Raw genomic sequence first — 26,199 nt, 5'->3', positions numbered from 1 at the left:
CTATTCACGGTTTCGTGATATCGCACTGCAATATGAATATTGCATCGCACAATTAACTATGCCATATAAGCCGTGCCCCGGGCCAAAACCGGACGGGGTGAGCCATAGCTCAACTCAATGAGGATGGAGAGACCCCAATGACCACCGAAACCAATACCGCTTTCGAAGGCTTCAAGGACGCGTTCAAGAACATCCAGAACCTGGAAGTTCCCGAGGCCGCCCGCGAGTTCGTCAAGAAGTCCGCCAACACCGCCAAGGATCGTACTGCCGAGGTGTTCGCTGGCTCCGAGCGCGTGACCGCCGCCGTCGAAAACGCGGTGACCGAGTCGGTTACCGAAGCCGGCAAGATCAGCCGCAACATCCAGCAGGCGATCTACGAGGACGCCGAGGCGTTCTTCGCGGGCATCGACAAGCTCGCGTCCGCCAAGTCGTTCAGCGAAGCCGTCGAGATCCAGTCCGGCCTGCTCCGCGCCCGCGGCGAAGCGTTCGTCTCGCGCGCCAAGGCGACCACCGACTATTTCGGCAAGCTCGCCGCCAACAGTGCGAAGTCCGCTCAGGACAATTTCGCCAAGGTCTACAACAAGACCGCCTGATCTGCCTGAGACGAGAAACTGAATTTGAGGCCCGCTTCGGCGGGCCTTGTTTTTGCGCCGCGTCATCATCGGTCGTCATTCCGGGGCGCCCAAAGGGCGAACCCGGAATCTCGAGATTCCGGGTCCGGTCCTGCGGACCGTCCCGGAATGACGTAACCTTGGTGAATCATGACTCCACCCGCAACTTTCTCCTTCGACACCCCAGGCGACGCCGAACGTGCAGCCGAGCTTCGCCGCGTGAAAGCGCTGGCGACGCTGGTGCTGGGCTCGACGCTTGTTCTGTTCGTCGTCGCGAAATGGCTGCTGCCCGTGCATCCCGTGTTCGGATTCATCGCGGCCTTCGCGGAAGCCGCGACCATCGGCGGTCTCGCTGACTGGTATGCGGTGGTGGCGCTGTTCAAGCGTCCACTCGGCCTGCCGATCCCGCACACCGCGATCATCCAGAGCAACCAGGCCCGTATCGCCGACAAGCTCGGCGAATTCATCCAGGTGCATTTCCTCGAGGCTGCTCCCGTCGAGGCCAAGCTGAAGGAGATCGATTTCGGCTCCTTCGTCGCCGACTGGCTGCGCGATCGCAAGCGCAGCGATGACCTCGCGCGCTTTGCGCTGCGCCTGCTGCCGGAGGCTGTCTCCGCCACCGAGAGCTCCGGTCTGATGACCTTTATCGTCCGCCGCATGTCCTCGCAGCTCCAGGCCATCGACCTCGCGCCGCTCGCGGCCGGCACGTTGCGCGGTTTCGTCGCGGAAGGGCGGCACCAGATCCTGTTCGACGATCTCCTGCGCGTGATGCACGAGACGCTAAACCAGACCGAGACGATGGCGATGATCCGCGAGAAGGTGCGCGCGGAATTGCCGACCTTGCTCAGGCTCTATCGCGCCGACAAGTTCCTGGTGAACAAGATCGTGGCCTCCGCCACCGCTTTCTTCAATGAAGTGCGCAGCGATCCCAAACATCCTTTCCGCGGCGAGTTCGATCGCATGGTGCTGAGCTTCGTCGACCGGCTCGGCACCGACCAGGCCTATATTGACCGCATCGACGGCTTGAAGCGCGATCTGCTCGCGCGTCCCGAGCTTGCCGATCTCGCCCGCACCGTCTGGGCCAACACGCGGTCCTTCATCGAACGTAGTGCAAGCGGCGAGACGCAGGTGCTGCAGCATCATCTCGCCGGCATGTGTGTTGCGGCGGGCGAAGCGCTTGCCGGCGATGCCGAGCTGCGCGGCGAGATCAACAAGGGTCTGGTCGCGGTGCTGCGCAGTTTCGTCGCGGATCAGAAGAGCGGCGTTTCGACCTTCATCTCCGACCAGGTCAAATCGTGGGATATGGCGCAGCTGATTTCGCTGATCGAAATCAACATTGGCCGCGACCTGCAGTACATCCGCTTCAACGGCTCGCTGATCGGCGGGCTCGCGGGTCTTGCGCTTTACTCCGTAGAATTCCTGCTTCGATTGTTGTGACTTTTGCGTCACGGACGCCAGCATTAACGCGCCGGCCTATTGTGGCCTCGGGTTTCACCCGCTTGAATGTCGGGAACCCGCTGCCTAGCTGATTCATGTTGCGTTGCGGAACGATCAAGAAGCCGGCGTGTTGGAATCCCATACCCATTTGCCGGCACACAACCCGGTGGCCTTTTCAGCAATCTCCCAAGGGGACCATTGATGACCGCTACTGCCCAGACGCTGAGCTCGCCGTCCCGCACCCTGATGTTCCTGGAAGGGCGCGCGATCCACGAGTTCGGCGCATTCCTCGGCGCGCTGCCGCTGCTCAGCCTTGCGCGGCGCGGCGATGGGCATCCGGTGCTGGTTCTGCCGGGCCTCGTGGCCTCCGACGGGTCCACGCGTGCACTGCGCACCTTTCTGTCCGGCAAGGGCTATGCGGTGAGCGGCTGGCGCCAGGGCCGCAACTATGGCCTGCGCGAGGGTGTGCAGAACGCGATGGTGGATCTGGTTCAGGAGCTCAGCGACGGGCACGGCCGCAAGGTCAGCCTGGTCGGCTGGAGCCTCGGCGGTCTCTACGCGCGCCAGCTCGCCAAGATGATGCCCGACCGCGTGCGCCAGGTGATCACGCTCGGCAGCCCCTTCGCCGGCAATCCGCATTCGACCAATGCCTGGCGCGTCTATGAATGGGCGAGCGGGCGGAAGTCCGACGAGGTCGATCCGCAGTTCGGCGGCGACCTCGCCTTCCCGCCGCCGGTGCCGACCACGGCGATCTTCAGCCGCACCGACGGTGTCTGCGCCTGGCAGGGCTGCATGGAGAAGTCGGGCGCGCAGACCGAGAGCATCGAGATCGAGAGCAGCCATTGCGGCATGGGCCATCACCCGGCTGCGGTCTATGCCGTCGCCGACCGCCTCGCGCAGAAGGAAGGCCAGTGGCGGCCCTTCGACCGCAGCGGCTGGCGCAGCGTGGTCTATCCCGATCCTCATCGGTAGGGCTTTTCTTCACCCCGACCCTCTCCTCGTAAGAACGGGGCGAGGGAGAAGACCGTCGCACCCGTCCATTGTCGCGCCCGCACCAAACGCGCTATGCCTCGCGCATGGCGCATCCGTTGTCCCGCATCATCGAGCAGCTCAAGCGCGAGCCGTCGCGCACCGGCTCTATCGTCATCACCGTGTTCGGCGATGCCATCGTGCCGCGTGGCGGTTCGGTATGGCTCGGCACGCTGCTGAAATTCTTCGAGAGCCTGGACATCGACAGCGGCGTGGTACGTACCGCGATGTCGCGGCTTGCCGCCGATGGCTGGCTGACGCGCGAAAAGGTCGGCCGCAATAGTTTCTACCGCTTAGCCGACAAGGGCCGCCAGATCTTCGAGGCCGCGACGCGCCATATCTACGATCCGCCGCCGTCCGACTGGACCGGCCGCTTCGAGCTGCTGCTGATCGGCAATGGCGAGGATCGCGACGCCTCGCGCGAGGCGCTGCGCAATGCCGGCTTCGGCAGCCCGCTGCCGGGCGTGTGGGTCGCCCCGTCAGGCGTGCCAGTGCCGGACGAGGCCGCGGGGGCCATCCGCCTGGAAGTCTCGGCCGAGGATGACAGCGGTCGCCGGCTACTCAGTGCGAGCTGGCCGCTGGATCGCACCGCCGACGCCTACCTCAAGTTCATGAAGACCTTCGAGCCGCTGCGCACCGCGATCGCGCGCGGCACGGAGCTGTCCGAGGCCGACGCCTTCACGGCGCGCATCCTCCTGATCCACCATTACCGCCGCGTGGTGCTGCGCGATCCGCTGCTGCCCGAAAGCCTGCTTCCGGCGAACTGGCCGGGTAAGGCCGCCCGCGCGCTGTGCGGCGACATCTATCGCGCCCTGCTTGCTCCATCGGAACAATGGCTTGATGGCCATGGAACGAATGAGAAGGGGCCATTGCTGCCGGCGCGGAAGCTGCTGGAAAGGCGATTCGCGGCTTGATCATTATGTTACAGAAATATCTTGCATGAGATAATTCTTGTTATATATTCTCTCTCAATAAAATGGGAGGACGCGCATGTATATCCAGGCGCTGAACACGACCGAGACCGATGATCGCGGTCTTGAGGACGCGGCCAAAGCTGCGCATTTCCAGGCGCGCATCGATGCCGAAGAGCGCATCGAGCCGAACGACTGGATGCCGGCGGCCTATCGCAAGACGCTGACCCGCCAGATTTCCCAGCACGCTCATTCCGAAATCGTCGGCATGCTGCCCGAAGGCAACTGGATCACGCGTGCGCCGTCCTTGCGTCGCAAGGCCGCGCTGCTCGCCAAGGTGCAGGACGAGTGCGGCCACGGCCTTTATCTCTATGCCGCGGCCGAGACGCTCGGCACTTCGCGCGAAGAGCTGGTCGACGCCATGCTCGCGGGCAAGGCAAAATATTCCTCGATCTTCAACTACCCGACGCTGACCTGGGCCGACATCGGCACCGTTGGCTGGCTGGTCGACGGCGCCGCGATCATGAACCAGATCCCGCTGTGTCGCTGCTCCTACGGTCCCTACGCGCGCGCGATGATCCGCGTCTGCAAGGAGGAGTCGTTCCACCAGCGCCAGGGCTATGAGATCATGCTGACGCTGTGCCGCGGCTCGGACGAGCAGAAGGCGATGGCGCAGGATGCCTTGGACAGGTGGTGGTGGCCGGTGCTGATGATGTTCGGACCGCCCGATGCCACCAGCCAGCACAGCGACACCTCGACGAAATGGAAGATCAAGCGCTTCTCCAATGACGAGCTGCGCCAGAAATTCGTCGATGCCACCGTGCCGCAGGCGCAATATCTCGGCCTCACCATTCCCGATCCCGGCATGATTCAGGATGCGGACGGGCACTGGCGTTACAGCGAGATCGACTGGACCGAGTTCAAGCAGGTGCTCGCCGGCAACGGCCCGTGCAACCGTGACCGGATGGCTGCGCGCCGCAAAGCGCATGACGAAGGCGCCTGGGTACGCGAGGCGGCCGAGGCCTATGCCGCAAAGCGCGCGCAGCGTCGAACTGCACAAGCGGCAGAGTAGGGAGATCGCGATGGTCACGCCGAACACGCCGCTGTGGGAAGTCTTCATTCGCAGCCGCAACGGGCTCGCGCACAAGCATGTCGGCTCGCTGCATGCGAGCGACGCCACGATGGCCTTGCAGGCCGCCCGCGATATCTACACCCGTCGCGGCGAGGGTCTTTCGATCTGGGTCGTGCAGTCGACGGCGATCACCGCAAGCGATCCCGCGGACAAGGGCATGATGTTCGAGCCGGCGGAATCGAAGATCTACCGGCATCCGACGTTTTACGAAGTGCCAGACGAAGTGGGGCACATGTGATGCCCGCCGCGAACATCCAGGTCTCAGAGACGCCGCTGGTGCTCTACGCATTGCGCCGCGCCGACGACGCACTGATCCTTGGACACAGGCTGTCGGAATGGTGCGGACATGCGCCAATGCTGGAAGAGGACATGGCGCTCTCCAACATCGCGCTCGACCTCATCGGCCAAGCCCGCGAACTCTACACCTACGCAGCCAAAGCCGAAGGCAAGGACAACAACGAGGACAGGTTCGCGTACCTGCGCGACGTCAGGCAGTACCGCAATCTGCTGCTGGTCGAGCAGCCCAATGGCGACTTTGCCCAGACGCTGGTGCGGCAGTTCTTCTATTCCGCCTTCGCCGATCTCTACTGGCGCGCCATGATGATCTCGCGCGATACGACGCTCGCTGCGATTGCCGCCAAGTCGGAGAAGGAGAGCGCCTATCACCTTCGCCATGCCTCGGAGTGGATCATCCGGCTCGGCGATGGTACGGATGAGAGCCACGCCCGCGCGCAGGCCGCGATCGATCATCTCTGGGCCTTCACCGGTGAGATGTTTGCCGTCGATGGAGGCGAGCGCCCCCTGATCCATGCCGATATCGCCGTCGATCCCGGAAGCTTGCGCGGTCGCTGGCTGACGACGCTCTCGGGTGTCGTCAGTGAAGCCACGCTCGAGTTGCCGCAGACCGGCTGGATGCAGCAAGGCGGTCGTTCCGGGCGGCACAGCGAGCATCTTGGCCATCTTCTGTCCGAGCTGCAGTCGATGCAGCGCACTTTCCCGGGGCAGACATGGTGACGGTGCTGGAGCCCCATAGCGAACTGCGCCAACGGGCCTGGGATGCCGCGGCGAGCGTGGTCGATCCCGAAATCCCGGTTTTGACCATCGCCGATCTCGGCGTGCTCCGTGATGTCGTGCTCGACGGCGATCACGTCGAGGTCGCGATCACCCCGACCTATTCGGGCTGCCCGGCCATGAACATGATCGCGTTGGAAATCGAGGTCGCGCTGGAGCGCGCAGGTTTCCGCACGCCAAAGGTCCGCACCGTGCTGTCGCCGGCCTGGACCACCGACTGGATGAGCGAAGAGGGCCGCCGCAAGCTTCACGCCTACGGCATTGCGCCGCCGCAGGCTTCGAATTCACGCCGCGCGCTGTTCGGCGAGCAGGCTGTTACGTGCCCGCAATGCGGCTCGGCGAATACCGAGTTGTTGTCCGAATTCGGCTCCACCTCGTGCAAGGCTCTCTGGCGCTGCAGGACCTGCCGCGAACCCTTCGATTATTTTAAGTGTCATTGATCATGTCAGCAGCCGCACCACGCTTCCATCGCCTGGCCGTCAACGACCTCCGCCGCGAGGCGTCGGACGCCATATCGCTGACATTTGCCATCCCGACCGAGCTAGCGACCGACTACGCCTTCACGCCCGGCCAATACCTCACACTCCGCACCATGCTCGATGGCGAGGAAGTGCGCCGCTCCTATTCGATCTGCTCCGGCCCCGACGACGGCGAGATACGCATCGCCGTCAAGAAGGTTGATGGTGGCGCGTTTTCGAGCTGGGCGGCGGACGATCTGAAGTGCGGCGACGCGCTGGACGTGATGACGCCCACGGGACGCTTCGGCGTGATCCCGCCGGCCGGCGCCGGCCGCATCCATGTCGGCTTTGCCGCGGGCTCCGGCATCACGCCGATCCTGTCGATCGTCAAGGGTACGCTTGCGCGCGAACCGGATAGCCACTTCTTCCTGTTCTACGGCAATCGCACGACCGACAACATCATGTTCCTCGAGGCGCTTGAAGAGCTCAAGGACCGTTTCATCGACCGCCTCTCGATCTTCCACGTCATCTCCGGCGAGGAACAGGACATTCCGATCCTGCACGGCCGGCTCGACGGCGACAAGGTGAGGGTGCTGCTGCGCTCGCTGGTACCGGCGGAAAGCGTCGATCACGTCTTCATCTGCGGTCCGTCTGGCATGAGCGAGGACATCGAGGCGACCTGCCGAGATCTCGGCATCGCGGAAGAACGTATCCACGTCGAACGGTTTGTCTCCGAATTCGGTGGCAAGCCGCGGCCGAAGAAGATCGTTGCGCCGGACGCGCCGCCGAAAGCGATCGCGTCGCTGATCATCGACGGCAAGCGCCGCGACGTGCCGGTCGCCGAGGACGAGGCGATCCTCGATGCCGCACTGCGCGCCGGAATCGATCTGCCGTTCGCCTGCAAGGGCGGCATGTGCTCGACCTGCCGCGCCAAACTGGTGGAAGGTGAGGCGCCGATGGACATCAACTACTCGCTGGAACCCTGGGAGCTGAAGGCCGGCTTTGTCCTGACCTGTCAGGCGAAACCATCGTCGGAGCGGGTCGTGGTCGACTACGACCACGTTTGACAGCTTGAGCCAGGCAGCACAACATCGTGTGCAAACAATCGGACGGGAGAAGCGCGTGAACGTCAAGGCCGCCTTGTCGCCCGAGGGTGTTGCCCGCGCCTGCGCCGATGCGATGTGGGCGGAGGACGATGCCTCCAAAGCACTAGGCATGGAGATCGCCGAGATCGGCCCTGGCTATGCGACGCTCGCTATGATCGTACGGCCGGACATGGTCAACGGCCAGCGCATCGCTCACGGCGGCTTCATCTTCACGCTCGCCGATTCCGCCTTCGCTTTCGCGTGCAACTCGCATAACGACCGCGTCGTGGCGGCGCAGGGCCAGATCACCTTCATCAAGCCCGGCAAGCTCGGCGATCGACTCGTCGCAAAGGCGCGGGAGGTTACGCGTGGCGGCCGCTCCGGCATCTATGACGTGCGCGTCACTGCCGGCGATACAGTCATCGCCGAATTCCGCGGGCATTCGCGGGTTATTTCCGGCAATTGGCTGCCGGCGCAGGACCAATAAAGAAAAGCAATGATACGGGGAAACGAGGATGGCTCTGACGAGGCTCAAGGAAGGTGGCGACACCTATAAGGCCGAGCTGGATGCGCACGAGCGCGCATCGCGCGACGAGATCATAGCGCTGCAGGTGCAGCGGCTGGCCTGGTCGCTGAAGCACGCCTACGACAACGTCGCTCATTATCGCAAGGCCTTTGACGGGGCCGGTGTGCACCCGTCGGACTTTCGAGAGCTCTCGGATCTTGCAAAATTTCCGTTCACCGTGAAGACGGATTTGCGCGACAACTATCCCTTCAACATGTTTGCCGTGCCCCGTGAAAAACTGGTGCGCGTGCATGCGTCCTCCGGCACGACGGGCAAGCCGATCGTGGTGGGTTATACGCAACGCGACATCGACACATGGTCGGACGTGATGGCGCGCTCGATCCGCGCCGCCGGCGGACGGACCGGAATGATTATCCACAATGCCTATGGCTACGGTCTCTTCACGGGCGGGTTAGGGGTGCACTATGGCGCCGAAAAGCTCGGCTGCACGGTGGTGCCGATCTCAGGAGGCATGACCGAGCGGCAGGTGCAGCTCATCAACGATTTCCAGCCCGACATCATCACCGTGACGCCGAGCTACATGCTGGCGATCCTCGACGAGTTCAAGCGCCAGAAGCTCGATCCGCGCCAGTGCTCGCTCAAGGTCGGCATTTTCGGCGCCGAGCCCTGGACCAATGCGATGCGCGGCGAGATCGAGGACGCCTTCGACATGGACGCGACCGACATCTATGGCCTCTCCGAAGTGATCGGCCCCGGCGTCGCCCAGGAATGCATCGAGAGCAAGGACGGACTGCACATCTGGGAAGACCATTTCTATCCTGAAGTGATCGACCCCGATACAGGTGCGGTGCTGCCCGACAGGGAAAAGGGCGAACTGGTCTTTACCTCGCTCACCAAGGAAGCCTTTCCCGTGATCCGCTATCGCACCCGCGATCTCACGCGCCTGTTGCCGGGCACGGCGCGGCCGGGCATGCGGCGGATGGAGAAGGTGACGGGGCGCTCAGACGACATGATCATCCTGCGCGGCGTCAACCTGTTCCCGACCCAGATCGAGGAGGTTCTGCTCGCCACCGACTGGTGCGGGGGCCATTTCATTCTGGAACTGACCCGCGAAGGACGCATGGACGAGTTGACCATCATTGCTGAGGCGCGGCCGGAGAGTTGGGATGGCCGGGGCCTTCTCGACCATGCGAGCCGGATATCGACTCACATCAAGAACACCATCGGCATCAGCTCCAGGGTGAGCGTGGTTGCGCCGGCCACGCTGGAACGCTCGCTCGGCAAGGCCAAGCGGCTCTTCGACAAGCGGCCGAAGGATTGAGTTGACGGATTGACTCGACCGTCCCCAAAGGCGACAAGGCCCGCGAGAAATCGCGGGTCTTTCCATGTCAACAGCCGTTCCCAAAGCCGTCGACGCGCGCTGCGTGCGCCTCAATGTCAAGGCCGAGAATGCGGCTGCGATTGCACCGGTGGTTGAGCGTCAGACGCTCGCTCGCGGCCCTAGCGATCTTCTGATCGAGGTCAGGGCCGCTGCCGTCAATCCCTCCGACGTCAAGGCCGCAACCGGGCTGATGCCCTACGCCGTGTTTCCGCGCACGCCGGGTCGCGATTACGCCGGCGTCGTGATCGACGGGCCGGCCGGTACCATCGGACGCGAGGTGTTCGGCTCCTCCGGCGATCTCGGCATCCGTCGCGACGGCACTCACGCCAGCCATCTCGTCGTTGAATCCGACGCGGTGGTCGATAAGCCGAAGACCGTGTCCTGGGAGGAGGCCGCCGGCATCGGCGTGCCCTTTGTCACCGCGATGGAGGGGTTTCGCCGCGCCGGTGTGCCGAAGAGCGGCGAGAGCGTTCTCGTGTTCGGCGTCAATGGCAAGGTCGGTCAAGCTGCGGTGCAGATCGCGACCTGGCAGGGCGCGCGCGTCATCGGCGTGGTGCGCAAGGCGGAACCTTATGAGGGCCATGCCAACGCGTCCATCGAGGTGATCGACGCTTCCGCGACCGATGTCGCCACGCGCGTGCGCGAGTTGACCGATGGTAAAGGCGCCGACATCGTCTTCAACACGGTCGGCGATCCCTATTTCCAGGCGGCGCACAAGTCGCTCGCGCTTCGCGGCCGCCAGATCCTGATCGCCGCGATCGACCGCATCGTGCAGTTCAACATCCTCGAATTCTATCGCGGGCAACATACCTATGTCGGCATCGACACGCTAGGCCTCTCGTCGATCGCGACAGGCGCAGTGCTGCGTGACCTCGGCCCGGGCTTCGCGAGCGGGCACCTGAAACCGTTCCCGATCAAGGCGAACGCCGTCTATCCGCTCGAACGCGCGAAGGAGGCCTATGTCGCCGTTGCCGGCTCGTCGCGGGATCGCGTGATCCTGAAGCCTTGATGACGGAATCGTCCACCCAACTCGTCATCCTGGCCGGCCTCGTCATTGGCCTGGTTTACGGCGCCGTCGGCCTGCTCAGCGGCTTCTGCCTGATGAGCAGCATGCGCGGCTGGCTGTCGAAGGGGGACGGGCGGCTGGTACGCACCTATGCGTTGGCGATCGCGGTTGCGGTCGCAGCGAGCCAATTCCTCGCCGGCTACGGCATGGTCGATCTCGGCAAGTCGATCTACCTTCAACAATCCTTTTCGGTGCCGGTGCTGTTTCTCGGCGGGCTTCTGTTCGGATACGGCATGGTGCTGTCGAACGGCTGCGGTTCGCGCGCGCTGGTGCTGCTCGGTCGCGGCAATCTGCGCTCCTTCGTCGTGGTGGTCGTGCTCGCCATCGCCGCGCAGATGACGCTCAAAGGCCTGATCGCGCCGGCGCGCATCGCGCTGGTCCAGGCCTCGCAAACCACGGTCAACATAAATTCGCTGCCGTCGCTGTTGGCGACGTTCGGGCCGGCTGAAGCGGTTTCGCGCGCGCTGGCTGCTGCCGTCATCGTCGTCGTGCTGATCCTGTTTGCTTTCGCGCACCCGGCGTTCCGGCGCTCGCCCGGCCAGATTGCGGCCGGTGTCATCGTCGGTCTCCTGGTCGCCGGCGGCTGGCTCGTCACTGGCTATCTCGGCGCGGATGACTTCAACCCCGTCCCAGTGACCTCGCTCACCTTCATCGCGCCGATCGCAGACAGCCTGCAATATGCCATGCTCTCGACCGGCCTGACGCTGAATTTCGGCATCGCGACAGTTGGCGGCGTCTTCGTTGGCAGTCTGGTCACCGCGCTTGCGACCGGTCGTTTCCATCTCGAAGGCTATTCATCGCCACGCCACATGCTGCGATCGGCGGCTGGTGCCGCGCTGATGGGCATCGGCGGCGTGATGGCCTTCGGCTGTTCGATCGGGCAGGGGCTCACTGGCGTATCGACGCTCGCGCTCGGCTCGTTCGTCGCACTTGCCGGCATCCTGCTCGGCACGACGGCGGGCTTGCGCGGGATGCTGCGCGTTCAGCCCTTCGCGATAGCCTGACCACGCAGTAGGCGATCGCCGAGCGTTGCGAGACCGATCCCGGTGACGATCAGCGCCGCCGCGACGACAAGACTCATGTTGATCGGCTCGCCCAGCAGGATCGCGGCGCTGGCGATGCCGACGAGCGGTGTTGCGGTGGTGCCGAGCGAGGTCGTCAGGGCCGAGATACTCTTGTTCACCATCGACATCGCCCAATAGGCCAGCACCGTCCCGATCAGCCCGGAATACAGGAACAGCAGGACGAGCCTCCACGACCACTCCACCCGCGGCAGGCCCTCCGCGATGGTCGCGCTCACTGACAGCACGATAGTCGCCACCAGCACCTGCCAGATCAGAAGCTGGAGCGGCGAGGCGATCCAGCGATGCGCGCGAATATAGATGATGTTCCCGGCCCAGGAGATTGCGGCCAGGATAACCATGCCGGCGCCGAGCACGACATTGGTATTGGCCCAGTCGATCGAGGCCGGGTTCAGGATGACGATCAGGCCGATCAGCCCCAGCAGTGCGCCGGTGAGCTTCGGCGGCGTCAAAGTGTCCTTCCCGAGCAGGGGCGCGGCGATCGCGACCCAGAGCGGTGTGGTGTAGCCGAGCACGACGCCCTTGCTTGCGGGCAGGAAGCGCAGACCCGAAGCAACCAGAACCGAAAACAGCGTCATGTGCAGCAGTGCAACGCTTAGGACGACCGGAATGTCACGCCGGTCCGGGATCACTAGATTGTTGCTGAGCCCGAGGATCACGAACAATCCAGCCAGCGCGATCCAGCTCCGGATCGTCGCGCTCCACAGCGGCGGCACGAACTGCACCAGTTGCTTCGTCACCGACCAGTTCACGCCCCAAGCCAGCACGACGATGAGGAACAGGCCAACGGCCGCGCGGGGGGAAAGAGAGTTCATCTCGGAGGTCCTTGAAGCAATCCGGTCCTGCGGATAGCTTCTATCTGGCACCTTAAGAAGTGCCAGATCGGAAAGGATTAAGGTGCCAGTTCCGGAAAGCCTGATCTCCGCCCAGATCGACCTGAACCGAGCCGACGAGGAGGGGCTGGTGGCTCAACTGACGAGCCAGCTCCGCAGCTTGATCGCGAGCGGCCGTCTCGTCAAAGGCCGCACGCTGCCCTCGAGCCGCCGGCTTGCGAGCGATCTCGGCGTCTCGCGCAACACCGTGACCTATGCGTTCGAGCAGCTCGCCGCCGAGGGATATCTCGAAACGTCGCACGGCCGCCGTCCGATAGTCACGGTCGACGGCGGCGAGCGCGTCGCAGAGGGGGGCGCCGTCGCATCTCGCATGCGCCTTGGCAAGCCGCGGCTTTCGCCCTGGGCTTCGAGCCTCACGCAGACCGACTGGCCGATGTCCTATCAGGCGCGACTAAGACCCTTGCGTCCCGGGCCCGGCGATTTCAGGGAGTTTCCAAACGAGGTCTGGGCGCGCTGCCTGCGCCGCAGCGCTGTGCGCGCGGCCAAGCGCGAGTTCGGACCGGTCAACCGGACGCGCCTGCGCGAGGCATTGGCGCATTATCTCGCGACCAGCAGGGGCGTGCGCGCGACGGCGGATCAGATCCTCATTCTGCCGAGCGCGCAGGCTGCGTTGACCTTGATTGCGGCAGCCGTCATCACCCCCGGCGACGACGTTTGGGTCGAGGATCCCGGCTATCCTGGCGCCGCGGCCGCCTTCCGTGCGTCCGGTGCGCGCGTGATCGGGATGAGGTTGGACGAGCAGGGCATGCAGCGGATTCCGGGACTGGCGGCCCCGACATTGATCTTCATGACGCCGTCGCACCAGCACCCGACCGGCCGCCTGATGTCGCTCTCGCGCCGCACGGAGTTTCTTGGCCTGAGCAGGCCCGGCAAGACCTGGATCGTGGAGGACGATTACGACGGCGAATTCCACTATGACAGCCGGCCGGTGCCGGCCTTGCAGGGACTCGATGCCCATGGCCGCGTATTCTATGTCGGCACGTTCTCCAAGGCCATGACCTCGGACATCCGCCTCGGCTATCTCGTCGTTCCGCCGGCACTGGTCAACATCCTCGAGATCGTACAGCGGCACATCGGACTGATCGCCGCGAGCCACATCCAGGAAGCACTGGCCGAGTTCATCGCTGACGGGCATTTCCTGGCGCATCTGCGCCGGATGCGCCGGATCTATCACGCCCGCCGCGATCACCTCGTGGAGGGATTGGAGCGCCATTTGGGCGACGTTCTCGCTGCCGAAGTGCCCCCGGGCGGCCTCCAGCTCGTCGCCCGCCTCAAGCGCGGCCGCGCCGATCAGGCGGCGGTCAAGCGGTTGGTCGAAGCGGGCGTTGAAACGCGTGCCCTGTCCGGCTTGGCACTGGGCAGGCCGCGCGATCACGGCCTGCTGCTCGGCTTCGCGGCTTGGCGCGAGAGCGAGATCACCGCGGCGGTGCGGACGATGGCGTCCTGCTTCTAGCGCCAGCGCGCTATTCCACGGCCTTGGTCACGATGCGGATTTCCGACGTCAGCGTGCGGTGCACGGGGCACTTGTCGGCGATCTCCATCAATTTCTTGCGCTGCTCGGCATCGAGCGCGCCGTCCATCGCGATGTCGCGCTCGATCTGGTCGAGCATGCCATCGCGCGTCTCGCACTCCGCGCAGTCTTTTGCGTAGATCTTCGAATGTTTCAGCGAGACGATGACACGATCGAGCGGCAGCGACTTGCGGTCGGCATAGAGGCGCATGGTCATGGAGGTACAGGCCCCGAGGCCAGCGAGCAGGAGATCGTAGGGACCAGGGCCGGCATCCTCGCCGCCGGCGGCGACCGGCTCGTCCGCGACCAGACGGTGCGGTCCGACGCTGACGACCTGGTTGAACTTGCTCTTGCGGGTCTCCTGCACCACGACCCGGCGCGGTGCCTCGGGGAGATCCATCGCCTTCGCAGGTTTTGCCGTGTCGATGTACCGGCTTGCCCAGGCCACGATGACGTCGGCTGCGTAGAGTGCGTCGGCCGGCTTGGTGAGGAGATGATCGGCATGATCGAGCGAGACGAAGCTCTTGGGATGCCGGGCGGAGACGAAGAGCTTCGTCGCATTGTCGATGCCGACGGTATCGTCGACCGGCGAATGCATGACCAACAGCGCCTTGTGCAGGGCGGTGATGTCCTTCATCAGCTCCTGCTCGGCGATATCGTCGAGGAATTCGCGCTTGATCCGGAACGGGCGCCCCGCAAGCGAGACTTCGACCTCACCCTGCGTGCGAATGTCGTCGAGATGCTCTTTGAACAGGCCGGTGACGTGGGCGGGATCGGATGGTGCGGCAATGGTCACAACCGCCTTGGCTTCCGGGATTTGTCCTGCTGCCGCAAGGATCGCGGCGCCGCCGAGGCTGTGACCGATCAGGATCGACGGCGCCTTGAGGACGCTGCGCAGATGATCGGCGGCGCGCACGAGATCGGCCACGTTGGAGGAAAACGTCGAATTGGCGAAATCCCCCTCGCTGGAGCCGAGCCCGGTGAAGTCGAAGCGCAGCACTGCGATGCCCTTGGCGGCGAGCGCGACCGAGATGCGTTTGGCGGCCAGCGTGTCCTTGCCGCAGGTGAAGCAATGCGCGAACAGTGCGAAGGCCGCGGGCTCGCCGTCGGGTAGCTCCAGCGCGGCCGAAAGTTGATGGCCGCCTCCGCCAGTGAATTGAAAGCGCTCTGTCGGCATGAGCTTCCCCCGTCCTTGCTTGAACCTAGTCGTCCGAATAGCGTTGCTCTGTCCAGGGATCGCCACGGTTATGATAGCCACGGACTTCCCAGAAGCCCGGCGCGTCCTCGGTCAGGAATTCGATGGCCTGGAGCCATTTGGCGCTCTTCCAGAAATACAGATGCGGCACGACCAGCCGCACCGGGCCGCCATGTTCGGCCGATAGTGGCTCACCCGACCAGCTATGGGCGAGCAATGCATCCTCGGCGGCGAAATCGTCCAGCGTGAGGTTGGTGGTGTAGCCGTCATGGGAGTGCAGCACGATGAAGCGCGCGTCCTCGCGCGGCTGGCAGGCCGCGAGCAGCTCGCGGGTCGCGAGCCCCTCCCACTCATTGTCGTAACGCGACCAGGTGGTGACGCAGTGGATGTCGGAGGTGAACTGCGCCTGTTTCTGGGCGGCGAACTCGGCAAAGGTCCAGAACACGGGGTTCTCGATCGCGCCGTAGACGTCGAGCCGCCAGCGCTCGCGCGTAACCGGCGGCACGACCCCGAGATCGAGCACCGGCCAATCTTTTGTCAGATGCTGGCCGGGCGGCAGGCGCTGATCTTCCGGGCGCGTGATCTTGCCGGTCAAAAAGCGGCCTTCGCGCGCCCATTTTTCCTTAGTGCGCGTCAGCTTGCTGTCGGGGGGCTCGTTGTCCTCGGCCATCGGCTACTCGTGTCGGTGCATCGCGGAGGCGTGCTTGGTGTCGCGCATGGTGGAATAGATGATCAGTGACAGGCAGATGATGCCGGCGAGATAGTAGTAGAACCACTCCTCATGCCCGATGCTCTTGAAATAGAGCGCGATCGCCGGCGCCGTGCCGCCGAACAGCGAGACGGTGATAGCATAGGGCAGGCCGACGCCGAGGGCGCGGACATTGGTCGGGAACAGCTCGGCCTTCACCACGGCGTTGATCGAAGTGTAACCGGCGACGAACAGCCAGGCGGCGCAGATCAGGATGAACGCGATGAAAGGCGACTTGGTCTCCTTCAGCGTCATCAGCAGCGGCACGGTTGCGAGCGTGCCGGCGACGCCGAAGAAGATCAGCAACGGCTTGCGGCCGATCCTGTCGGAGATGGCGCCATAGATCGGCTGCAGGATGGTCGCGAAGATCAGCGTGCCGAAGATCACGAAAGTGGTCTGGTCTTCGGTCAACCCCACCGAAAGCTTGACGAAGGTCTGCATGTAGGTGGTGAAGGTGTAGAACGCCGCGGTGCCGCCCGCGGTCAGGCCGACCACCAGGAGCAGCTCGCGGGGATAGCGCAGCAAATTGGTGAGCGAGCCGGTCGGCTTCACCACCTTCCTGGCTTCTTCGAAGGCCTCGGTCTCGTGCAAGCCGCGCCGCATCACGGCGGCAAAGATCGCGAGCGCCGCACCGATCGCAAACGGGATGCGCCAGCCCCAGGCTCTCAGTTCCTCCGGCGTGAGGAAGATCTTTTGCAGAAGCAGAAGGACGATGATCGCGGTGAGCTGGCCGCCGATCAGGGTGACGTATTGGAAGCTCGAATAGAAGCCGCGGTGCTTGGGGTCGGCGACCTCGCTGAGGTAGGTGGCGCTGGCGCCGTATTCGCCGCCGAGACTCAAGCCTTCGATGACGCGGGCGAGCGCCAGGATCACCGGCGCGGCGAAGCCGATCGTGGCGTAGGTCGGCGTCAACGCGATGATCAGCGAGCCGAAGCACATGAAGACGACCGACAGCGTCAGCGAGATGCGCCGCCCGTAATGATCGGCGATATAGCCGAACAGCCAGCCGCCCAGGGGCCGCATCAGGAAGGTCGCCGCGAATACGACGGCGACATTCAACTGCTGGACGACAGGGTCGTTGCCGGGAAAGAAGGCGGGTGCGAAATAGAGCGCAAAGGCGGTGTAGGCGTAAAAGTCGTACCACTCGACGAGATTGCCGATCGAGCCAATGAAGATCGCCTTGATCCGGCGCTTGGCGTCGGCAACGTCAATGTGGTCGGAGGCCGGTCGGATTATTTGCTCAGTCACGTCCGGCCTCTCCGTATCGCTCTTTGGAGAGGTCTACATCGCCTTTCCGAGCAAAAATGGCAACTGGCGGGGGCCTCTGACGGTTCCCTGTGACCAGGTCACCGTGCCTGCCGGATCGAGGGCGAAGTCCGGAATTCGCTTCAGCCATTCCTCCAGCGCAACCTGCATCTCCATGCGCGCAAGGTTCGAGCCGACGCAGCGGTGGATGCCGAGGCCGAAGGCGGCGTGGCGGTTCTCGCGGCGGTCAATCACGACCTTGTCAGCATCCGGAAACATTTTCGGGTCACGGTTGGCGGCCGGGAAGGACAGCAGCACCATGTTGCCCGTCTTGACCGGGCAGCCTGAGACCGTGGTCTCCTTGACCACTTCGCGCGCCATCGTCACCGGCGAATAGGCGCGCAGCAGTTCCTCCACCGCGGTCGGGATCAGCTCGGGCTCGGCAATCAGGCGCTCGCGGTCGGTGGGCGTCCGGGCAAGGTGCCAGAGCGAGGAGCCGATCGCGCTCCAGGTGGTGTCGATGCCGGCAATCAGGAGCAGGCGCAGCGAGCCCAGCACATGCGAATCCTCGAGCGGATTGCCGTCCTTGTCCCGGGCATTCATCAGATAGGAAATGAGGTCGTCGGTTGGCTTGTTCTTGCGCGCCTCGATATGGGCGCTGAAATAGACGGTCATCTCCTGCACCGCCTGAAGCAGCGTGTTTTCGTCCTTGATGCCTAGTTCCAGGATCATGTGGATCCAGCGGATAAAGAGATCGCTGTCTGTCTCGGGGATGCCGAGCATGTGTGCGATCGCGCGAACCGGAATGTGCTTGGTGTAGCGCTCTGCCGCGTCCAGTCGGACTTCAGTGATGAAGCCGTCGATCAACTCGTTGCAGATCGCGCGCACCCGCGGCTCCAGCTTCTTCATCGCGTCCGGCGTAAACGGCGGCAGCAGCAATTGCTTGGCCGGCTTGTGCACGGGCGGATCGGACGTGATCGGCGGGGCGGAGTTTCTGCTGGTGATCTCCGGCCGAACGTCTCGGACGATGATGCGACGCGAGGAGAAATGCTCGCTGTCGTTGGCGATCTCGCGCACGGCCTCATAGGTCGTCGGCATGTAACAACCGAGGAAGCGCTCGGTGTGCACGACCGGGCTTGCGGCGCGCAGATCGTCCCAGATCGGGAAGGGATCTTCCGTCCATTGCGGATCGGTGTGGTCGAAATCATGGACCCAGTCGGTCACGGGCGGATGGGCGGCGGGCTGGCTGACGTCGGACATCTCGAAATCCCTTGGGGCTCTGTTCGCGGAAGGCTCGCGGGGCGGCAGCGGCTGCGCTACTCCTCGATCACGTCGATTGCGATTTCCGGACAATTGGATTTGGCAAGCCAGGCCTTGTCTTCGAGGCCGGGTGGGACCGTGCCGTCGCCGGCTTCGTGGGCGTTGCCGTATTCGTCGAGCTCGAACAGCTCCGGCGCCAGCGCCTTGCAGCGCGCGTGTCCCTGGCATTTGTCGGGATCGACGTGAACCCTCAGTCGCTCTGTCATGGCGGCTCCCTCGGTCGTGTGCGCTCCGACCCGAAGGCGGCGCGCGCTCCCATCTGAGCTTTTGTTCAAGTTATAGGCTATTACATTCGCGGCAGGCTTCCCCTGTCAAGCGCAAACTTATAGGCTCTGCGCAACATGCGTTCACAACTTGCCCGCAAGCCCGAGAATACCTACCACCATGGCGATCTCCGCGACGCCTTGATCAAGGCCGCGCTGCGCGAAGCCGAGCAGGGCGGGACGGAGGCGATCAGCATCAAGGCGCTTGCGAAGCAGCTGGGCGTCTCGCAGCCGGCGCCCTACCGGCATTTCGCCGATCGCGAGGCGTTGCTTGCGGCGGTGACGGCGGAGGCGTTCCGGCAACTCAGCGCGCTTCTGCGTGCGGCGATGGCAAAGCCATCGAAGCGGTCGAAGCTGTCGCTGCTGGCGCAGGCGACGCTGGATTTCGGACTACGCCGGAATGGCATCTATCGCCTGATGTTCGCCTCGCGCACGGTGTCGTGCGCGGCGAAAGGCAGCGAGCTGCACGAAGCGACCCGCGAAACGTTTGCGCTCGTGATCGAGGCCCTGGAAGCTCCGGCAGTCGATTACCTGCGCGAGCGGCAGGCGCTCAAGATCTGGGCGGCGCTGCACGGCGTGGTGATGCTGGCCGAGCAGGGCCTATTCACCGGCGAGGCGGCCCATGCCACGCGCGAGGACCTGGTCGAGGATTTTGTCAGCGAAACGAAGGCAGCGCTTGCGGCGGCGATCAAGGGCGCGCGGCGCCGGAACAAGGCCGGCGCTTAGGTCTTCGCTTTCAGCAACTTCATCAGCTTCTCGACGGCGCTGTCAGGCGTGGTCACCACAGGGCGGCCGGTAGCTTCTGCCACGAGAGGCGCAGTTGCCGCGATGCTGAACTGCGCGAGCGCGATGACGTCGCAATCGCGCAAATCGCGTGAGGCTTCCACGATCAGCCGGTCATGCGTAGCGCGGTCGCCGCGGTCGAGCGCCGCCAGCGCTCCTTCAGCAAGTTTCGGCACGACCTGGACAGAGGAAGGAAACTCCGGCGGCATCGAGGCCAGCGTCGGCGCGAAGGTCGAGAGCAGGCCGACGCGCCGGCCCATCGTCACCGCCCGTTCAATCATGGCTTCGTTCGGCTTGAGCACCGGCATCGGCGCATGCGCGCGCGCAACCGCCTCGATGCAGGGACCGAAGGCCGAGCAGGTGAACAGGATCGCATTCGCGCCTGTCGCCGCGGCGTAGCGACCGAGCGCAAGAAAGCGCTCGGTCATGGCATCATTGAGCTTGCCGTCACGCGCCAGGTCCGCCGACAGGCTGTCATCGAGCAGGTTCATCAACCGCGCTTCCGGCCACGCCTTTGCGAACGCAGCCTCGATCGGAGCGATGGAATGCTTGAGGGCGTGGATCAGCGCGATGCGAGGAGACGTCGTCATTGAACGTTACCTGATACAAGGTCGGGTGTCCCGGACGCAGCGCGTCCGGGACACCCAAAGCGTTTACTTGAAGGGCACGGCGTACATCAAGCCGCCCTTGCTCCAGAGGCCGTTGAGGCCGCGCTCGAGCTTCAGCGGGCTCGCCTTGCCGACATTGCGCTCGTAGATCTCGCCGTAATTGCCGGTGGCCTTGAGGGCCGTGACCAGCCATTTATTGTCGAGCCCGAGCCGCGAGCCGAGATCGCCGGAGGCACCGAGCAGGCGCTGGATCGCGGGCGTCTGCGACTTCGCCATCTCGTCGACATTGCCCTGTGTGACGCCAAGCTCTTCGGCCTCGATCAAGCCGTAATGCAGCCAGGTGATGATGTCGCTCCAGACCTCGTCGCCATTGCGGGTGAAGGGGCCGAGCGGCTCCTTGCTGATGGTCTGCGGCAGTACGACGTAGTCGGCCGCGTTCGGCGCCGCGGTCGTGACGGCGCCAGCAAGCGCGGAAGCGTCCTGGGTCATGGCATCGCAACGGCCGCCGAAGAAGGTCTGGTACATGGTGTCGACGCGGTCGAACACCAGCGGCTTCCAGTCGATGCCGTTGGCGCGGCCGTAATCGCCGAGCGTGACCTCATGCGTGGTGCCCTGGGCGACGCAGACGGTGGCGCCCTTGAGATCCCTAATCTCCTTCACGCCGAGGTCCTTCTTCACGACAAAGCCCTGGCCGTCGTAGAAGTTGACCGGTCCCTGCCGCAGGCCCAGCGTGACACCGCGCAGATAGGTCTGCGTCGAGTTGCGGTAGAGCACGTCGATCTCGCCGGACTGGAGCGCGGTGAAGCGGTTCTGCGCGGTCAGCGAGACGTAACGCACCTTGCTGGCATCGCCGAGCACGCCGGCGGCGAGCGCGCGGCAATAATCGACGTCGAGACCCTTGTAGTTGCCTTGCGAATCCGGCGCGGAGAAGCCGGCAAAACCGGCGCTGACGCCGCATATCAGCGTGCCGCGACTCTTCACAGTGTCGAGCGTTGCCGCCGATGCGACCACCGTCGATGCCGCGAGCACGCCGGCTACGATAACCACTTTCCTCATCATGCTATTCTCCCCTCAGTGATTGACACTACGCAATACGTTGTCGACGGCGGTGCCCAGCTTGTCGACGATCAGGTCGATCTCGTCCGGCGAAGCGATATAGGGCGGCGCCAGCAGCACGTGGTCGCCGCGGATGCCGTCCACGGTGCCGCCGCCGGGATAGCAGCCGAGACCGTTGGCGAAGGCCTCCGCCTTGATCTTCTGGTTCAGCTTCAGCGCGGGATCGAACGAGGTCCGGCTGGCGCGATCGGCGACGAGCTCGATCGCCCAGAACAGGCCGCGGCCCCTGATGTCGCCGACATGGCGGTGATTGCCGAAGCGCTCTGTGAGCCGCTGCTCGAGCTGCTTGCCGCGCTCCTTGACCCGGTCGAGCAGGCCGTCCTCGCGGATCACGTCCTGCACCGCGAGCGCAGCAGCGCAAGCGAGAGGGTGCGCCAGATAGGTGTGGCCGTGCAGGAAGGCGCCCGAACCTGCGCGGATTGTGTTGATGATCCTGCCGCTTGCGAGCATCGCGCCGATCGGCTGGTAGCCGCCGCCGAGGCCCTTGGCAATCGCCTGGATGTCGGGCGCCACGCCTTCCTGCTCCCAGGCGTGCGTGGTGCCGGTGCGGCCCATGCCGCACATGACCTCGTCGAGGATGAGCAGGGCGCCGTGTCGGTCGCAGATCTCGCGCATCGCCCTGAAATAGCCGTCCGGTGCCGTCACGGCACCTGCGGTGGCGCCGACGACGGGCTCTGCGAGGAACGCGGCGACCGTACTCGGACCGAGGCGCTGAAACTCGGCTTCGAGCTCGGCTGCAAGCCGGGCGACGAATTGCGCATCGGATTCGCCCTCGTGCTTCTCGTGATAGGCAAAGGCGGGAGTCACGTGGCTGAAGGCATCGGAGAGCAGCGGCGCATAGGGCGCGCGGCGCCAGGCATTGCCGCCCGCCGCGAGCGCGCCGAGCGTATTGCCGTGATAGCTCTGCCGCCGCGCGATGAAGTGCTGCCGCTGCGGCTCGCCGCGCTCGATGAAAAACTGCCGCGCGAGCTTGATGCTGGCCTCAATCGCTTCTGATCCGCCGCTGACGAAATAGGCGTAGGCGAGGCCACCGGGCTCATGGCCGACCAGCCTCTCGGCCAGCGCCTCCGCCGGCTCGGACGAGAAGAAGGCTGTGTGGGCATAAGCGAGGGTCGAAGCCTGCTTCGTGATCGCTGCGATCACGCGCGGATGCTGGTGGCCGAGACAGGAGACCGCAGCTCCGCCGGATGCGTCGATGATGCGCCGCCCGTCCTCGGCGAAGAGGTAGACGCCTTCGCCACCGATCGCCTTGGGCGGCGTTTCGCGCAGCGAACGATGCAGCACGCGGCTGGTGCGAGCGGCCATGGGTCAACCTTTCTCTGAAACGTAAGTTGAAGCCGCGGCCAGCCGCGCCTCGGTATTCTCCAGGCGCTTCTTCGCGGCCGTGCCGCCGAGCGAAAACGTCACGGCGGCCAGCGATTGCGCGATCGCAATGGCGCCGGTGAGGCTCGGGAAAAAGCCGGGCGAGGAGGCCGCCTCGAACAGCAGCACGTGGTCGGCGCCTTCAGCCATGGGGGCCGAAAGGCTATCGGCGATCGCGATCAGGGCCGCGCCGGCACGATAAGCGGCCTGCGCAACCCGGACGCTCGCATGGGTGTAGGGCATGAAGCCGATGACGATGACGGCCTCGCCGGGCCGGAACGCGCCGAGGTCGAGATCGTCGGGGCCGGAGGCGCCGACGAGTTGCACCTGTTCGGGACGAAACAGCCGGAGCTCGTAGTTCAGCAGTTCCGCGACGCTGCGGCAGCTCCGATAGCCGGTGATCCAGATCCGTTTTGCGTCGTGGAGCGCGCGCGCCGCCTCCGCAATTGGCTGGGCCGGGATGCGCGGAAGGCCGGCGGCCTCGGCCTCGAGTTTTTCGGTGACGAGCGCGACATCGGCGTTCGGGCCGTGGCGGCGGCTCCTGGCGCGGCCGGAGAAAGGCGCTATCTGCGAGGGCCGCCGCGCCTCCGTCAGTGCGGCGCGCAATTCATCCCAGCCCGAATAGCCGATCGCCTTGGCAAGCCGCGTGAACGCGGCGGGATCGGCGCCGGCCACCGCTGCGAGATCGCGCATCGAACGCGTAGTGGCGTCGTAATCGTTCGCCGCGACGAACCGCCCAACCTCCTGCAACCGCATCGGAAGCGATGGCAATGCAATGCGCAGTTCGCTCAGGGGCGAGGATTTCGCGGGCTCGGCCATGAAACATTTGTTGCACGAAGTAGAGTTTGGTGCAACAGTTGACGTACGCCGCCGGAAATCGCCGTTTCGAGAAGGATTTTTGTGCTGTGACGTCAGACGCTCCGAGACCGCCGCCGCGCCGCCGCTTCTTCGGCGCTTTCGGACGGCGCGAGCTGAAAGGCCTGTTTTGGCAGGCCGTGGTGGTCGGGATCGCAGTCGCGGTCATCGTCTTCCTCTGGTCCAACACGGTGACCAATCTCTCCGCGCGCCGCATCACGACCGGATTTGCCTTCCTCGGCCGTGAGGCCGGCATGCCCATCGCCGACAGTCTGCTCGCCTACAATCCGAGAGACTCATATCTCTGGGCCTTCGTCGTCGGCATCGCCAACACCCTGCGCGTCGCCGTGATCGGAATCGTGCTTGCAACCATCCTGGGCACGGTGATCGGCATCTCGCGGCTGTCGGCCAACTGGCTGCTGTCGCGGCTCGCCGCAGTGTATGTCGAAACGCTCCGCGACATCCCGCTGCTGCTCCAGCTCCTGTTCTGGTACGTGCTGATGCAGGCGCTGCCGGCCGCGCGCGCGGCATGGCGGCCGATCGAGGGCGTGTTTCTGTCCAATCGCGGGTTGATTTTGCCGGCGATTCCGATCGGGACGCCGCAGCTTTGGGTGCTCGGCACGCCAGTGCTCGGGTTTGTCGCGGTCTATGTCATCCGGCGGAGGCTCATCGCGCAGCAAATGCGCGACGGCAAGCCGCGGCCGGCCTGGCCTTTTGTACTCGGGCTGCTCGTTGTGCTGCCTGCGGCGGTGTCCGTGTTGCTCGGCGTGTCCTGGACGATCGAATGGCCTGGGTTGCGCGGCTTCAACTTCGTCGGTGGGCTGACGCTCGCGCCGGAATATTTTGCGTTACTGATCGCGCTCGTCACCTACACCTCGGCCTTCATCGCCGAGATCGTGCGCAGCGGCATCCAGTCGGTGCCGCGTGGGCAGTGGGATGCCGCCAACGCGCTCGGACTGCGCCGCAGCTTCATGCTGCGGCAGATCATCCTGCCGCAGGCGCTGCGCGTGATCGTGCCGCCGATGACGAGCCAGTACCTCAACCTGACCAAGAACTCTTCGCTCGCGGTGGCGATCGGCTATCAGGACGTGGTCTCGATCGCCAACACGACATTGAACCAGACCGGGCAGGCGATCGAGGCCATTGCTTTGATCATGGCGGTGTTTCTCACCATCAGCCTCGGCATCAGCTTTTTCATGAACTGGTACAATTCGCGCATCGCGCTGGTGGAGCGCTGACCATGACGGCGATCGCCGACATTCCGGAAGCACCGCGCGCGGCCCGCCGCCCGCAGATCGGCAACCCGGTGCTGCGTTGGCTGCGCACGAATCTGTTCTCGTCGATCCCGAACGGCATCCTTTCGGTCGTATTGCTGGCAGTGCTCGCAAAGGGCATCTTCAGCTTCATGCAGTGGGGCATCGCCAATGCGGTCTGGCTCACTCCGGCGAATGATTCCAGCGCCTGCCGCGCGGTACGCGGCGTCGGTGCATGCTGGGCGATCATCCCCGAGAAATACCGCTTCATCCTGTTTGGCACCTATCCGTTCGACGAGCAGTGGCGGCCGGCGCTGGCGGTGCTGCTCTTCATTGCCCTGTTCTATCTCTCCAGCCGCCGCGCCCTATGGCGGCGCGAACTGGCCTATCTCTGGATTGGAGCGCTCGCGCTGATCAGCATGCTGATGTGGGGCGGCATATTCGGCTTATCGTTCGTCTCGCAGGACCGTTGGGGCGGCTTGCCGGTGACGCTGATCCTGGCGACCTTTGGTCTGGCGTTCGGATTCCCGCTCGGCATCCTGGTCGCACTCGGCCGGCGTTCAAAACTGCCGGCGATCCGCTCGCTCAGCGTGCTCTATGTCGAGCTGATCCGCGGCGTGCCGCTGGTCAGTCTGCTGTTCATGGCGAGCGTGATGTTTCCGCTGTTCATGCCGAACGGATTCAACATCGACAAACTCCTGCGCGCGCAGGTCGCGATCATCCTGTTCGCGGGTGCTTATCTTGCCGAAGTCATTCGCGGCGGCCTCCAGGCCGTCCCCCGCGGCCAATACGAGGCCGCCGACGCGCTCGGCCTATCCTACTGGCGCAAGAACCGGCTGATCGTCCTGCCGCAGGCGATCCGCCACGTCATCCCGCCGCTGGTCAACACTTTCATCGCCTTCTTCAAGGACACCAGCCTCGTCCTGATCATCGGGATCTTCGACCTGCTGACGACGGCCAAGACCGCGATCATCGATCCGGCGTGGCAGCAATTCTCCGTCGAAGTCTACATCTTCGTCGCCGCCATTTATTTTGTCTTCTGCTTCGCGATGTCGCGGTACAGCCGCAGCCTGGAGGCGACGAGCGGAAGGTGATGCTTCTTCACCTCGCCCCGCTTGCGGGGAGAGGTCGATCGCGAAGCGATCGGGTGAGGGGGAATCTCCGCGAGTTGAATTGCCACCGTCTTCGCGGAAGCAGCCCCTCACCCCAACCCTCTCCCCGCAAGAGCGGGGCGAGGGAGTTTACCGAGCCCGCTGAGC

General features: G+C 64.5%; 27 protein-coding genes. 17 read left to right on the top strand and 10 right to left on the bottom strand.

From position 1 onward, the window contains the following. The first annotated feature begins 137 nt into the window (after positions 1–137). The 13 genes from AC0L27_RS02190 to AC0L27_RS02130 all read left to right on the top strand — a co-directional run bounded on the left by AC0L27_RS02190 (position 138) and on the right by AC0L27_RS02130 (position 11,711). Positions 138–593 (top strand): phasin, encoded by a 456-nt coding sequence (locus tag AC0L27_RS02190; RefSeq protein ID WP_354207103.1) that lies wholly within the window; start codon positions 138–140, stop codon positions 591–593. 168 nt (positions 594–761) lie between these two features. Further along, positions 762–2,048: a DUF445 domain-containing protein gene (locus AC0L27_RS02185; RefSeq protein WP_354207101.1), complete on the top strand. Its 1,287-nt coding sequence runs from the start codon at positions 762–764 to the stop codon at positions 2,046–2,048. 201 nt (positions 2,049–2,249) lie between these two features. Beyond that, positions 2,250–3,020: an alpha/beta fold hydrolase gene (locus tag AC0L27_RS02180; protein ID WP_354207099.1), complete on the top strand. Its 771-nt coding sequence runs from the start codon at positions 2,250–2,252 to the stop codon at positions 3,018–3,020. Positions 3,021–3,124: 104 nt separating this feature from the next. After that, entirely contained in the window at positions 3,125–3,991 is an 867-nt protein-coding gene (paaX, locus tag AC0L27_RS02175; protein WP_354207097.1) for a phenylacetic acid degradation operon negative regulatory protein PaaX, read from the top strand. A gap of 76 nt (positions 3,992–4,067) precedes the next feature. Further along, the gene (gene paaA, locus AC0L27_RS02170; RefSeq protein ID WP_354207095.1) at positions 4,068–5,060 is read left to right on the top strand and encodes a 1,2-phenylacetyl-CoA epoxidase subunit PaaA; all 993 of its coding nucleotides are present in this window, start codon (positions 4,068–4,070) and stop codon (positions 5,058–5,060) included. A gap of 10 nt (positions 5,061–5,070) precedes the next feature. Continuing rightward, positions 5,071–5,358, top strand: coding sequence for a 1,2-phenylacetyl-CoA epoxidase subunit PaaB (paaB, locus tag AC0L27_RS02165; RefSeq protein ID WP_473317887.1), 288 nt, complete (start codon positions 5,071–5,073; stop codon positions 5,356–5,358). Next, positions 5,358–6,134 (top strand): 1,2-phenylacetyl-CoA epoxidase subunit PaaC, encoded by a 777-nt coding sequence (paaC, locus tag AC0L27_RS02160; protein ID WP_354207091.1) that lies wholly within the window; start codon positions 5,358–5,360, stop codon positions 6,132–6,134. The genes paaB and paaC overlap by 1 nt, the downstream gene beginning before the upstream one ends. Continuing rightward, positions 6,128–6,631 carry a 1,2-phenylacetyl-CoA epoxidase subunit PaaD gene (gene paaD / locus AC0L27_RS02155; protein ID WP_354056486.1) on the top strand — a complete coding sequence of 168 codons (504 nt, stop codon included), beginning with the start codon at positions 6,128–6,130 and terminating at the stop codon, positions 6,629–6,631. Before paaC ends, paaD begins: the two co-directional genes overlap by 7 nt. A 2-nt stretch (positions 6,632–6,633) precedes the next feature. Next, positions 6,634–7,716 carry a 1,2-phenylacetyl-CoA epoxidase subunit PaaE gene (paaE, locus tag AC0L27_RS02150; RefSeq protein WP_354207088.1) on the top strand — a complete coding sequence of 361 codons (1,083 nt, stop codon included), beginning with the start codon at positions 6,634–6,636 and terminating at the stop codon, positions 7,714–7,716. A 55-nt stretch (positions 7,717–7,771) separates the two neighbouring features. Continuing rightward, a complete protein-coding gene (paaI, locus tag AC0L27_RS02145; RefSeq protein ID WP_354207086.1) occupies positions 7,772–8,221 on the top strand; it encodes a hydroxyphenylacetyl-CoA thioesterase PaaI in 450 nt (149 codons plus the stop codon). A gap of 28 nt (positions 8,222–8,249) precedes the next feature. Then, positions 8,250–9,581 carry a phenylacetate--CoA ligase PaaK gene (gene paaK / locus AC0L27_RS02140; RefSeq protein ID WP_354207084.1) on the top strand — a complete coding sequence of 444 codons (1,332 nt, stop codon included), beginning with the start codon at positions 8,250–8,252 and terminating at the stop codon, positions 9,579–9,581. A gap of 64 nt (positions 9,582–9,645) precedes the next feature. Then, entirely contained in the window at positions 9,646–10,650 is a 1,005-nt protein-coding gene (locus AC0L27_RS02135) for a quinone oxidoreductase family protein (RefSeq protein ID WP_354207082.1), read from the top strand. After that, positions 10,650–11,711 carry a YeeE/YedE family protein gene (locus AC0L27_RS02130; RefSeq protein WP_354207080.1) on the top strand — a complete coding sequence of 354 codons (1,062 nt, stop codon included), beginning with the start codon at positions 10,650–10,652 and terminating at the stop codon, positions 11,709–11,711. Before AC0L27_RS02135 ends, AC0L27_RS02130 begins: the two co-directional genes overlap by 1 nt. Here AC0L27_RS02130 and AC0L27_RS02125 read toward each other — a convergent pair. Then, the gene (locus tag AC0L27_RS02125) at positions 11,690–12,604 is read right to left on the bottom strand and encodes a DMT family transporter (protein WP_275170516.1); all 915 of its coding nucleotides are present in this window, start codon (positions 12,602–12,604) and stop codon (positions 11,690–11,692) included. The two genes, AC0L27_RS02130 and AC0L27_RS02125, sit on opposite strands and share 22 nt — an antisense overlap. A gap of 82 nt (positions 12,605–12,686) precedes the next feature. Here AC0L27_RS02125 and pdxR point away from each other — a divergent pair, with 82 nt between their 5' ends. Beyond that, positions 12,687–14,135, top strand: coding sequence for a MocR-like pyridoxine biosynthesis transcription factor PdxR (gene pdxR / locus AC0L27_RS02120; protein WP_354207078.1), 1,449 nt, complete (start codon positions 12,687–12,689; stop codon positions 14,133–14,135). A 10-nt stretch (positions 14,136–14,145) separates the two neighbouring features. Here the strand turns inward: pdxR and AC0L27_RS02115 are convergent, their stop codons facing one another. From AC0L27_RS02115 to AC0L27_RS02095, 5 genes are read right to left on the bottom strand one after another with little or no spacing between them, the layout of a single operon-like run. After that, the gene (locus tag AC0L27_RS02115) at positions 14,146–15,369 is read right to left on the bottom strand and encodes a bifunctional alpha/beta hydrolase/OsmC family protein (protein WP_275170518.1); all 1,224 of its coding nucleotides are present in this window, start codon (positions 15,367–15,369) and stop codon (positions 14,146–14,148) included. A gap of 25 nt (positions 15,370–15,394) precedes the next feature. Continuing rightward, a complete protein-coding gene (locus AC0L27_RS02110; protein ID WP_275170519.1) occupies positions 15,395–16,057 on the bottom strand; it encodes a sulfite oxidase-like oxidoreductase in 663 nt (220 codons plus the stop codon). 3 nt (positions 16,058–16,060) lie between these two features. After that, positions 16,061–17,383, bottom strand: a complete 1,323-nt coding sequence (locus AC0L27_RS02105; RefSeq protein ID WP_354207075.1) for an MFS transporter — start codon at positions 17,381–17,383, stop codon at positions 16,061–16,063. A gap of 33 nt (positions 17,384–17,416) precedes the next feature. Next, entirely contained in the window at positions 17,417–18,640 is a 1,224-nt protein-coding gene (locus AC0L27_RS02100) for a cytochrome P450 (RefSeq protein WP_354207073.1), read from the bottom strand. 56 nt (positions 18,641–18,696) lie between these two features. Beyond that, the gene (locus AC0L27_RS02095; RefSeq protein WP_007607931.1) at positions 18,697–18,906 is read right to left on the bottom strand and encodes a ferredoxin; all 210 of its coding nucleotides are present in this window, start codon (positions 18,904–18,906) and stop codon (positions 18,697–18,699) included. A gap of 135 nt (positions 18,907–19,041) precedes the next feature. Between AC0L27_RS02095 and AC0L27_RS02090 the strand changes: the two genes are divergently transcribed. Beyond that, positions 19,042–19,689: a TetR/AcrR family transcriptional regulator gene (locus AC0L27_RS02090; protein ID WP_354056465.1), complete on the top strand. Its 648-nt coding sequence runs from the start codon at positions 19,042–19,044 to the stop codon at positions 19,687–19,689. Here AC0L27_RS02090 and AC0L27_RS02085 read toward each other — a convergent pair. From AC0L27_RS02085 to AC0L27_RS02070, 4 genes are all read right to left on the bottom strand, one after another. After that, positions 19,686–20,336 carry an aspartate/glutamate racemase family protein gene (locus tag AC0L27_RS02085; protein WP_354207070.1) on the bottom strand — a complete coding sequence of 217 codons (651 nt, stop codon included), beginning with the start codon at positions 20,334–20,336 and terminating at the stop codon, positions 19,686–19,688. The genes AC0L27_RS02090 and AC0L27_RS02085 overlap by 4 nt on opposite strands. A gap of 63 nt (positions 20,337–20,399) precedes the next feature. After that, positions 20,400–21,413 carry an amino acid ABC transporter substrate-binding protein gene (locus tag AC0L27_RS02080; protein WP_354056461.1) on the bottom strand — a complete coding sequence of 338 codons (1,014 nt, stop codon included), beginning with the start codon at positions 21,411–21,413 and terminating at the stop codon, positions 20,400–20,402. Between the two features lie 12 nt (positions 21,414–21,425). After that, positions 21,426–22,775: an aspartate aminotransferase family protein gene (locus tag AC0L27_RS02075; RefSeq protein WP_354207068.1), complete on the bottom strand. Its 1,350-nt coding sequence runs from the start codon at positions 22,773–22,775 to the stop codon at positions 21,426–21,428. Between the two features lie 3 nt (positions 22,776–22,778). Next, entirely contained in the window at positions 22,779–23,651 is an 873-nt protein-coding gene (locus AC0L27_RS02070; protein WP_354207066.1) for a MurR/RpiR family transcriptional regulator, read from the bottom strand. 86 nt (positions 23,652–23,737) lie between these two features. Here AC0L27_RS02070 and AC0L27_RS02065 point away from each other — a divergent pair, with 86 nt between their 5' ends. Together AC0L27_RS02065 and AC0L27_RS02060 are read left to right on the top strand one after the other, a co-directional pair. After that, complete coding sequence (locus AC0L27_RS02065; RefSeq protein WP_354207064.1) at positions 23,738–24,925, top strand: amino acid ABC transporter permease; 1,188 nt, start codon at positions 23,738–23,740, stop codon at positions 24,923–24,925. A gap of 2 nt (positions 24,926–24,927) precedes the next feature. Further along, on the top strand, positions 24,928–26,034 hold the full coding sequence (locus tag AC0L27_RS02060; RefSeq protein WP_354207062.1) for an amino acid ABC transporter permease: 1,107 nt from the start codon (positions 24,928–24,930) through the stop codon (positions 26,032–26,034). The last annotated feature ends 165 nt before the right edge of the window (positions 26,035–26,199 follow it).

Source organism: Bradyrhizobium sp. Ken51 (genome assembly GCF_055807435.1).
This window is presented reverse-complemented; position numbering and strand designations above follow the sequence as displayed.

Excerpts from the sequence above, each read along its gene's own strand:
- paaK (WP_354207084.1), top strand. The coding sequence starts at position 8,250 with ATGGCTCTGACGAGGCTCAAGGAAGGTGGCGACACCTATAAGGCCGAG.
- AC0L27_RS02185 (WP_354207101.1), top strand. The coding sequence starts at position 762 with ATGACTCCACCCGCAACTTTCTCCTTCGACACCCCAGGCGACGCCGAA.
- AC0L27_RS02130 (WP_354207080.1), top strand. The coding sequence starts at position 10,650 with ATGACGGAATCGTCCACCCAACTCGTCATCCTGGCCGGCCTCGTCATT.
- paaB (WP_473317887.1), top strand. The coding sequence starts at position 5,071 with ATGGTCACGCCGAACACGCCGCTGTGGGAAGTCTTCATTCGCAGCCGC.
- AC0L27_RS02190 (WP_354207103.1), top strand. The coding sequence starts at position 138 with ATGACCACCGAAACCAATACCGCTTTCGAAGGCTTCAAGGACGCGTTC.
- AC0L27_RS02135 (WP_354207082.1), top strand. The coding sequence starts at position 9,646 with ATGTCAACAGCCGTTCCCAAAGCCGTCGACGCGCGCTGCGTGCGCCTC.
- AC0L27_RS02075 (WP_354207068.1), bottom strand. The coding sequence starts at position 22,775 with ATGGCCGCTCGCACCAGCCGCGTGCTGCATCGTTCGCTGCGCGAAACG.
- AC0L27_RS02100 (WP_354207073.1), bottom strand. The coding sequence starts at position 18,640 with ATGTCCGACGTCAGCCAGCCCGCCGCCCATCCGCCCGTGACCGACTGG.
- AC0L27_RS02110 (WP_275170519.1), bottom strand. The coding sequence starts at position 16,057 with ATGGCCGAGGACAACGAGCCCCCCGACAGCAAGCTGACGCGCACTAAG.
- paaE (WP_354207088.1), top strand. The coding sequence starts at position 6,634 with ATGTCAGCAGCCGCACCACGCTTCCATCGCCTGGCCGTCAACGACCTC.
- AC0L27_RS02115 (WP_275170518.1), bottom strand. The coding sequence starts at position 15,369 with ATGCCGACAGAGCGCTTTCAATTCACTGGCGGAGGCGGCCATCAACTT.
- paaX (WP_354207097.1), top strand. The coding sequence starts at position 3,125 with ATGGCGCATCCGTTGTCCCGCATCATCGAGCAGCTCAAGCGCGAGCCG.
- paaA (WP_354207095.1), top strand. The coding sequence starts at position 4,068 with ATGTATATCCAGGCGCTGAACACGACCGAGACCGATGATCGCGGTCTT.
- AC0L27_RS02125 (WP_275170516.1), bottom strand. The coding sequence starts at position 12,604 with ATGAACTCTCTTTCCCCCCGCGCGGCCGTTGGCCTGTTCCTCATCGTC.
- AC0L27_RS02095 (WP_007607931.1), bottom strand. The coding sequence starts at position 18,906 with ATGACAGAGCGACTGAGGGTTCACGTCGATCCCGACAAATGCCAGGGA.
- AC0L27_RS02085 (WP_354207070.1), bottom strand. The coding sequence starts at position 20,336 with ATGACGACGTCTCCTCGCATCGCGCTGATCCACGCCCTCAAGCATTCC.
- AC0L27_RS02060 (WP_354207062.1), top strand. The coding sequence starts at position 24,928 with ATGACGGCGATCGCCGACATTCCGGAAGCACCGCGCGCGGCCCGCCGC.
- paaC (WP_354207091.1), top strand. The coding sequence starts at position 5,358 with ATGCCCGCCGCGAACATCCAGGTCTCAGAGACGCCGCTGGTGCTCTAC.
- AC0L27_RS02180 (WP_354207099.1), top strand. The coding sequence starts at position 2,250 with ATGACCGCTACTGCCCAGACGCTGAGCTCGCCGTCCCGCACCCTGATG.
- AC0L27_RS02080 (WP_354056461.1), bottom strand. The coding sequence starts at position 21,413 with ATGATGAGGAAAGTGGTTATCGTAGCCGGCGTGCTCGCGGCATCGACG.
- paaD (WP_354056486.1), top strand. The coding sequence starts at position 6,128 with ATGGTGACGGTGCTGGAGCCCCATAGCGAACTGCGCCAACGGGCCTGG.
- AC0L27_RS02070 (WP_354207066.1), bottom strand. The coding sequence starts at position 23,651 with ATGGCCGAGCCCGCGAAATCCTCGCCCCTGAGCGAACTGCGCATTGCA.
- AC0L27_RS02090 (WP_354056465.1), top strand. The coding sequence starts at position 19,042 with ATGCGTTCACAACTTGCCCGCAAGCCCGAGAATACCTACCACCATGGC.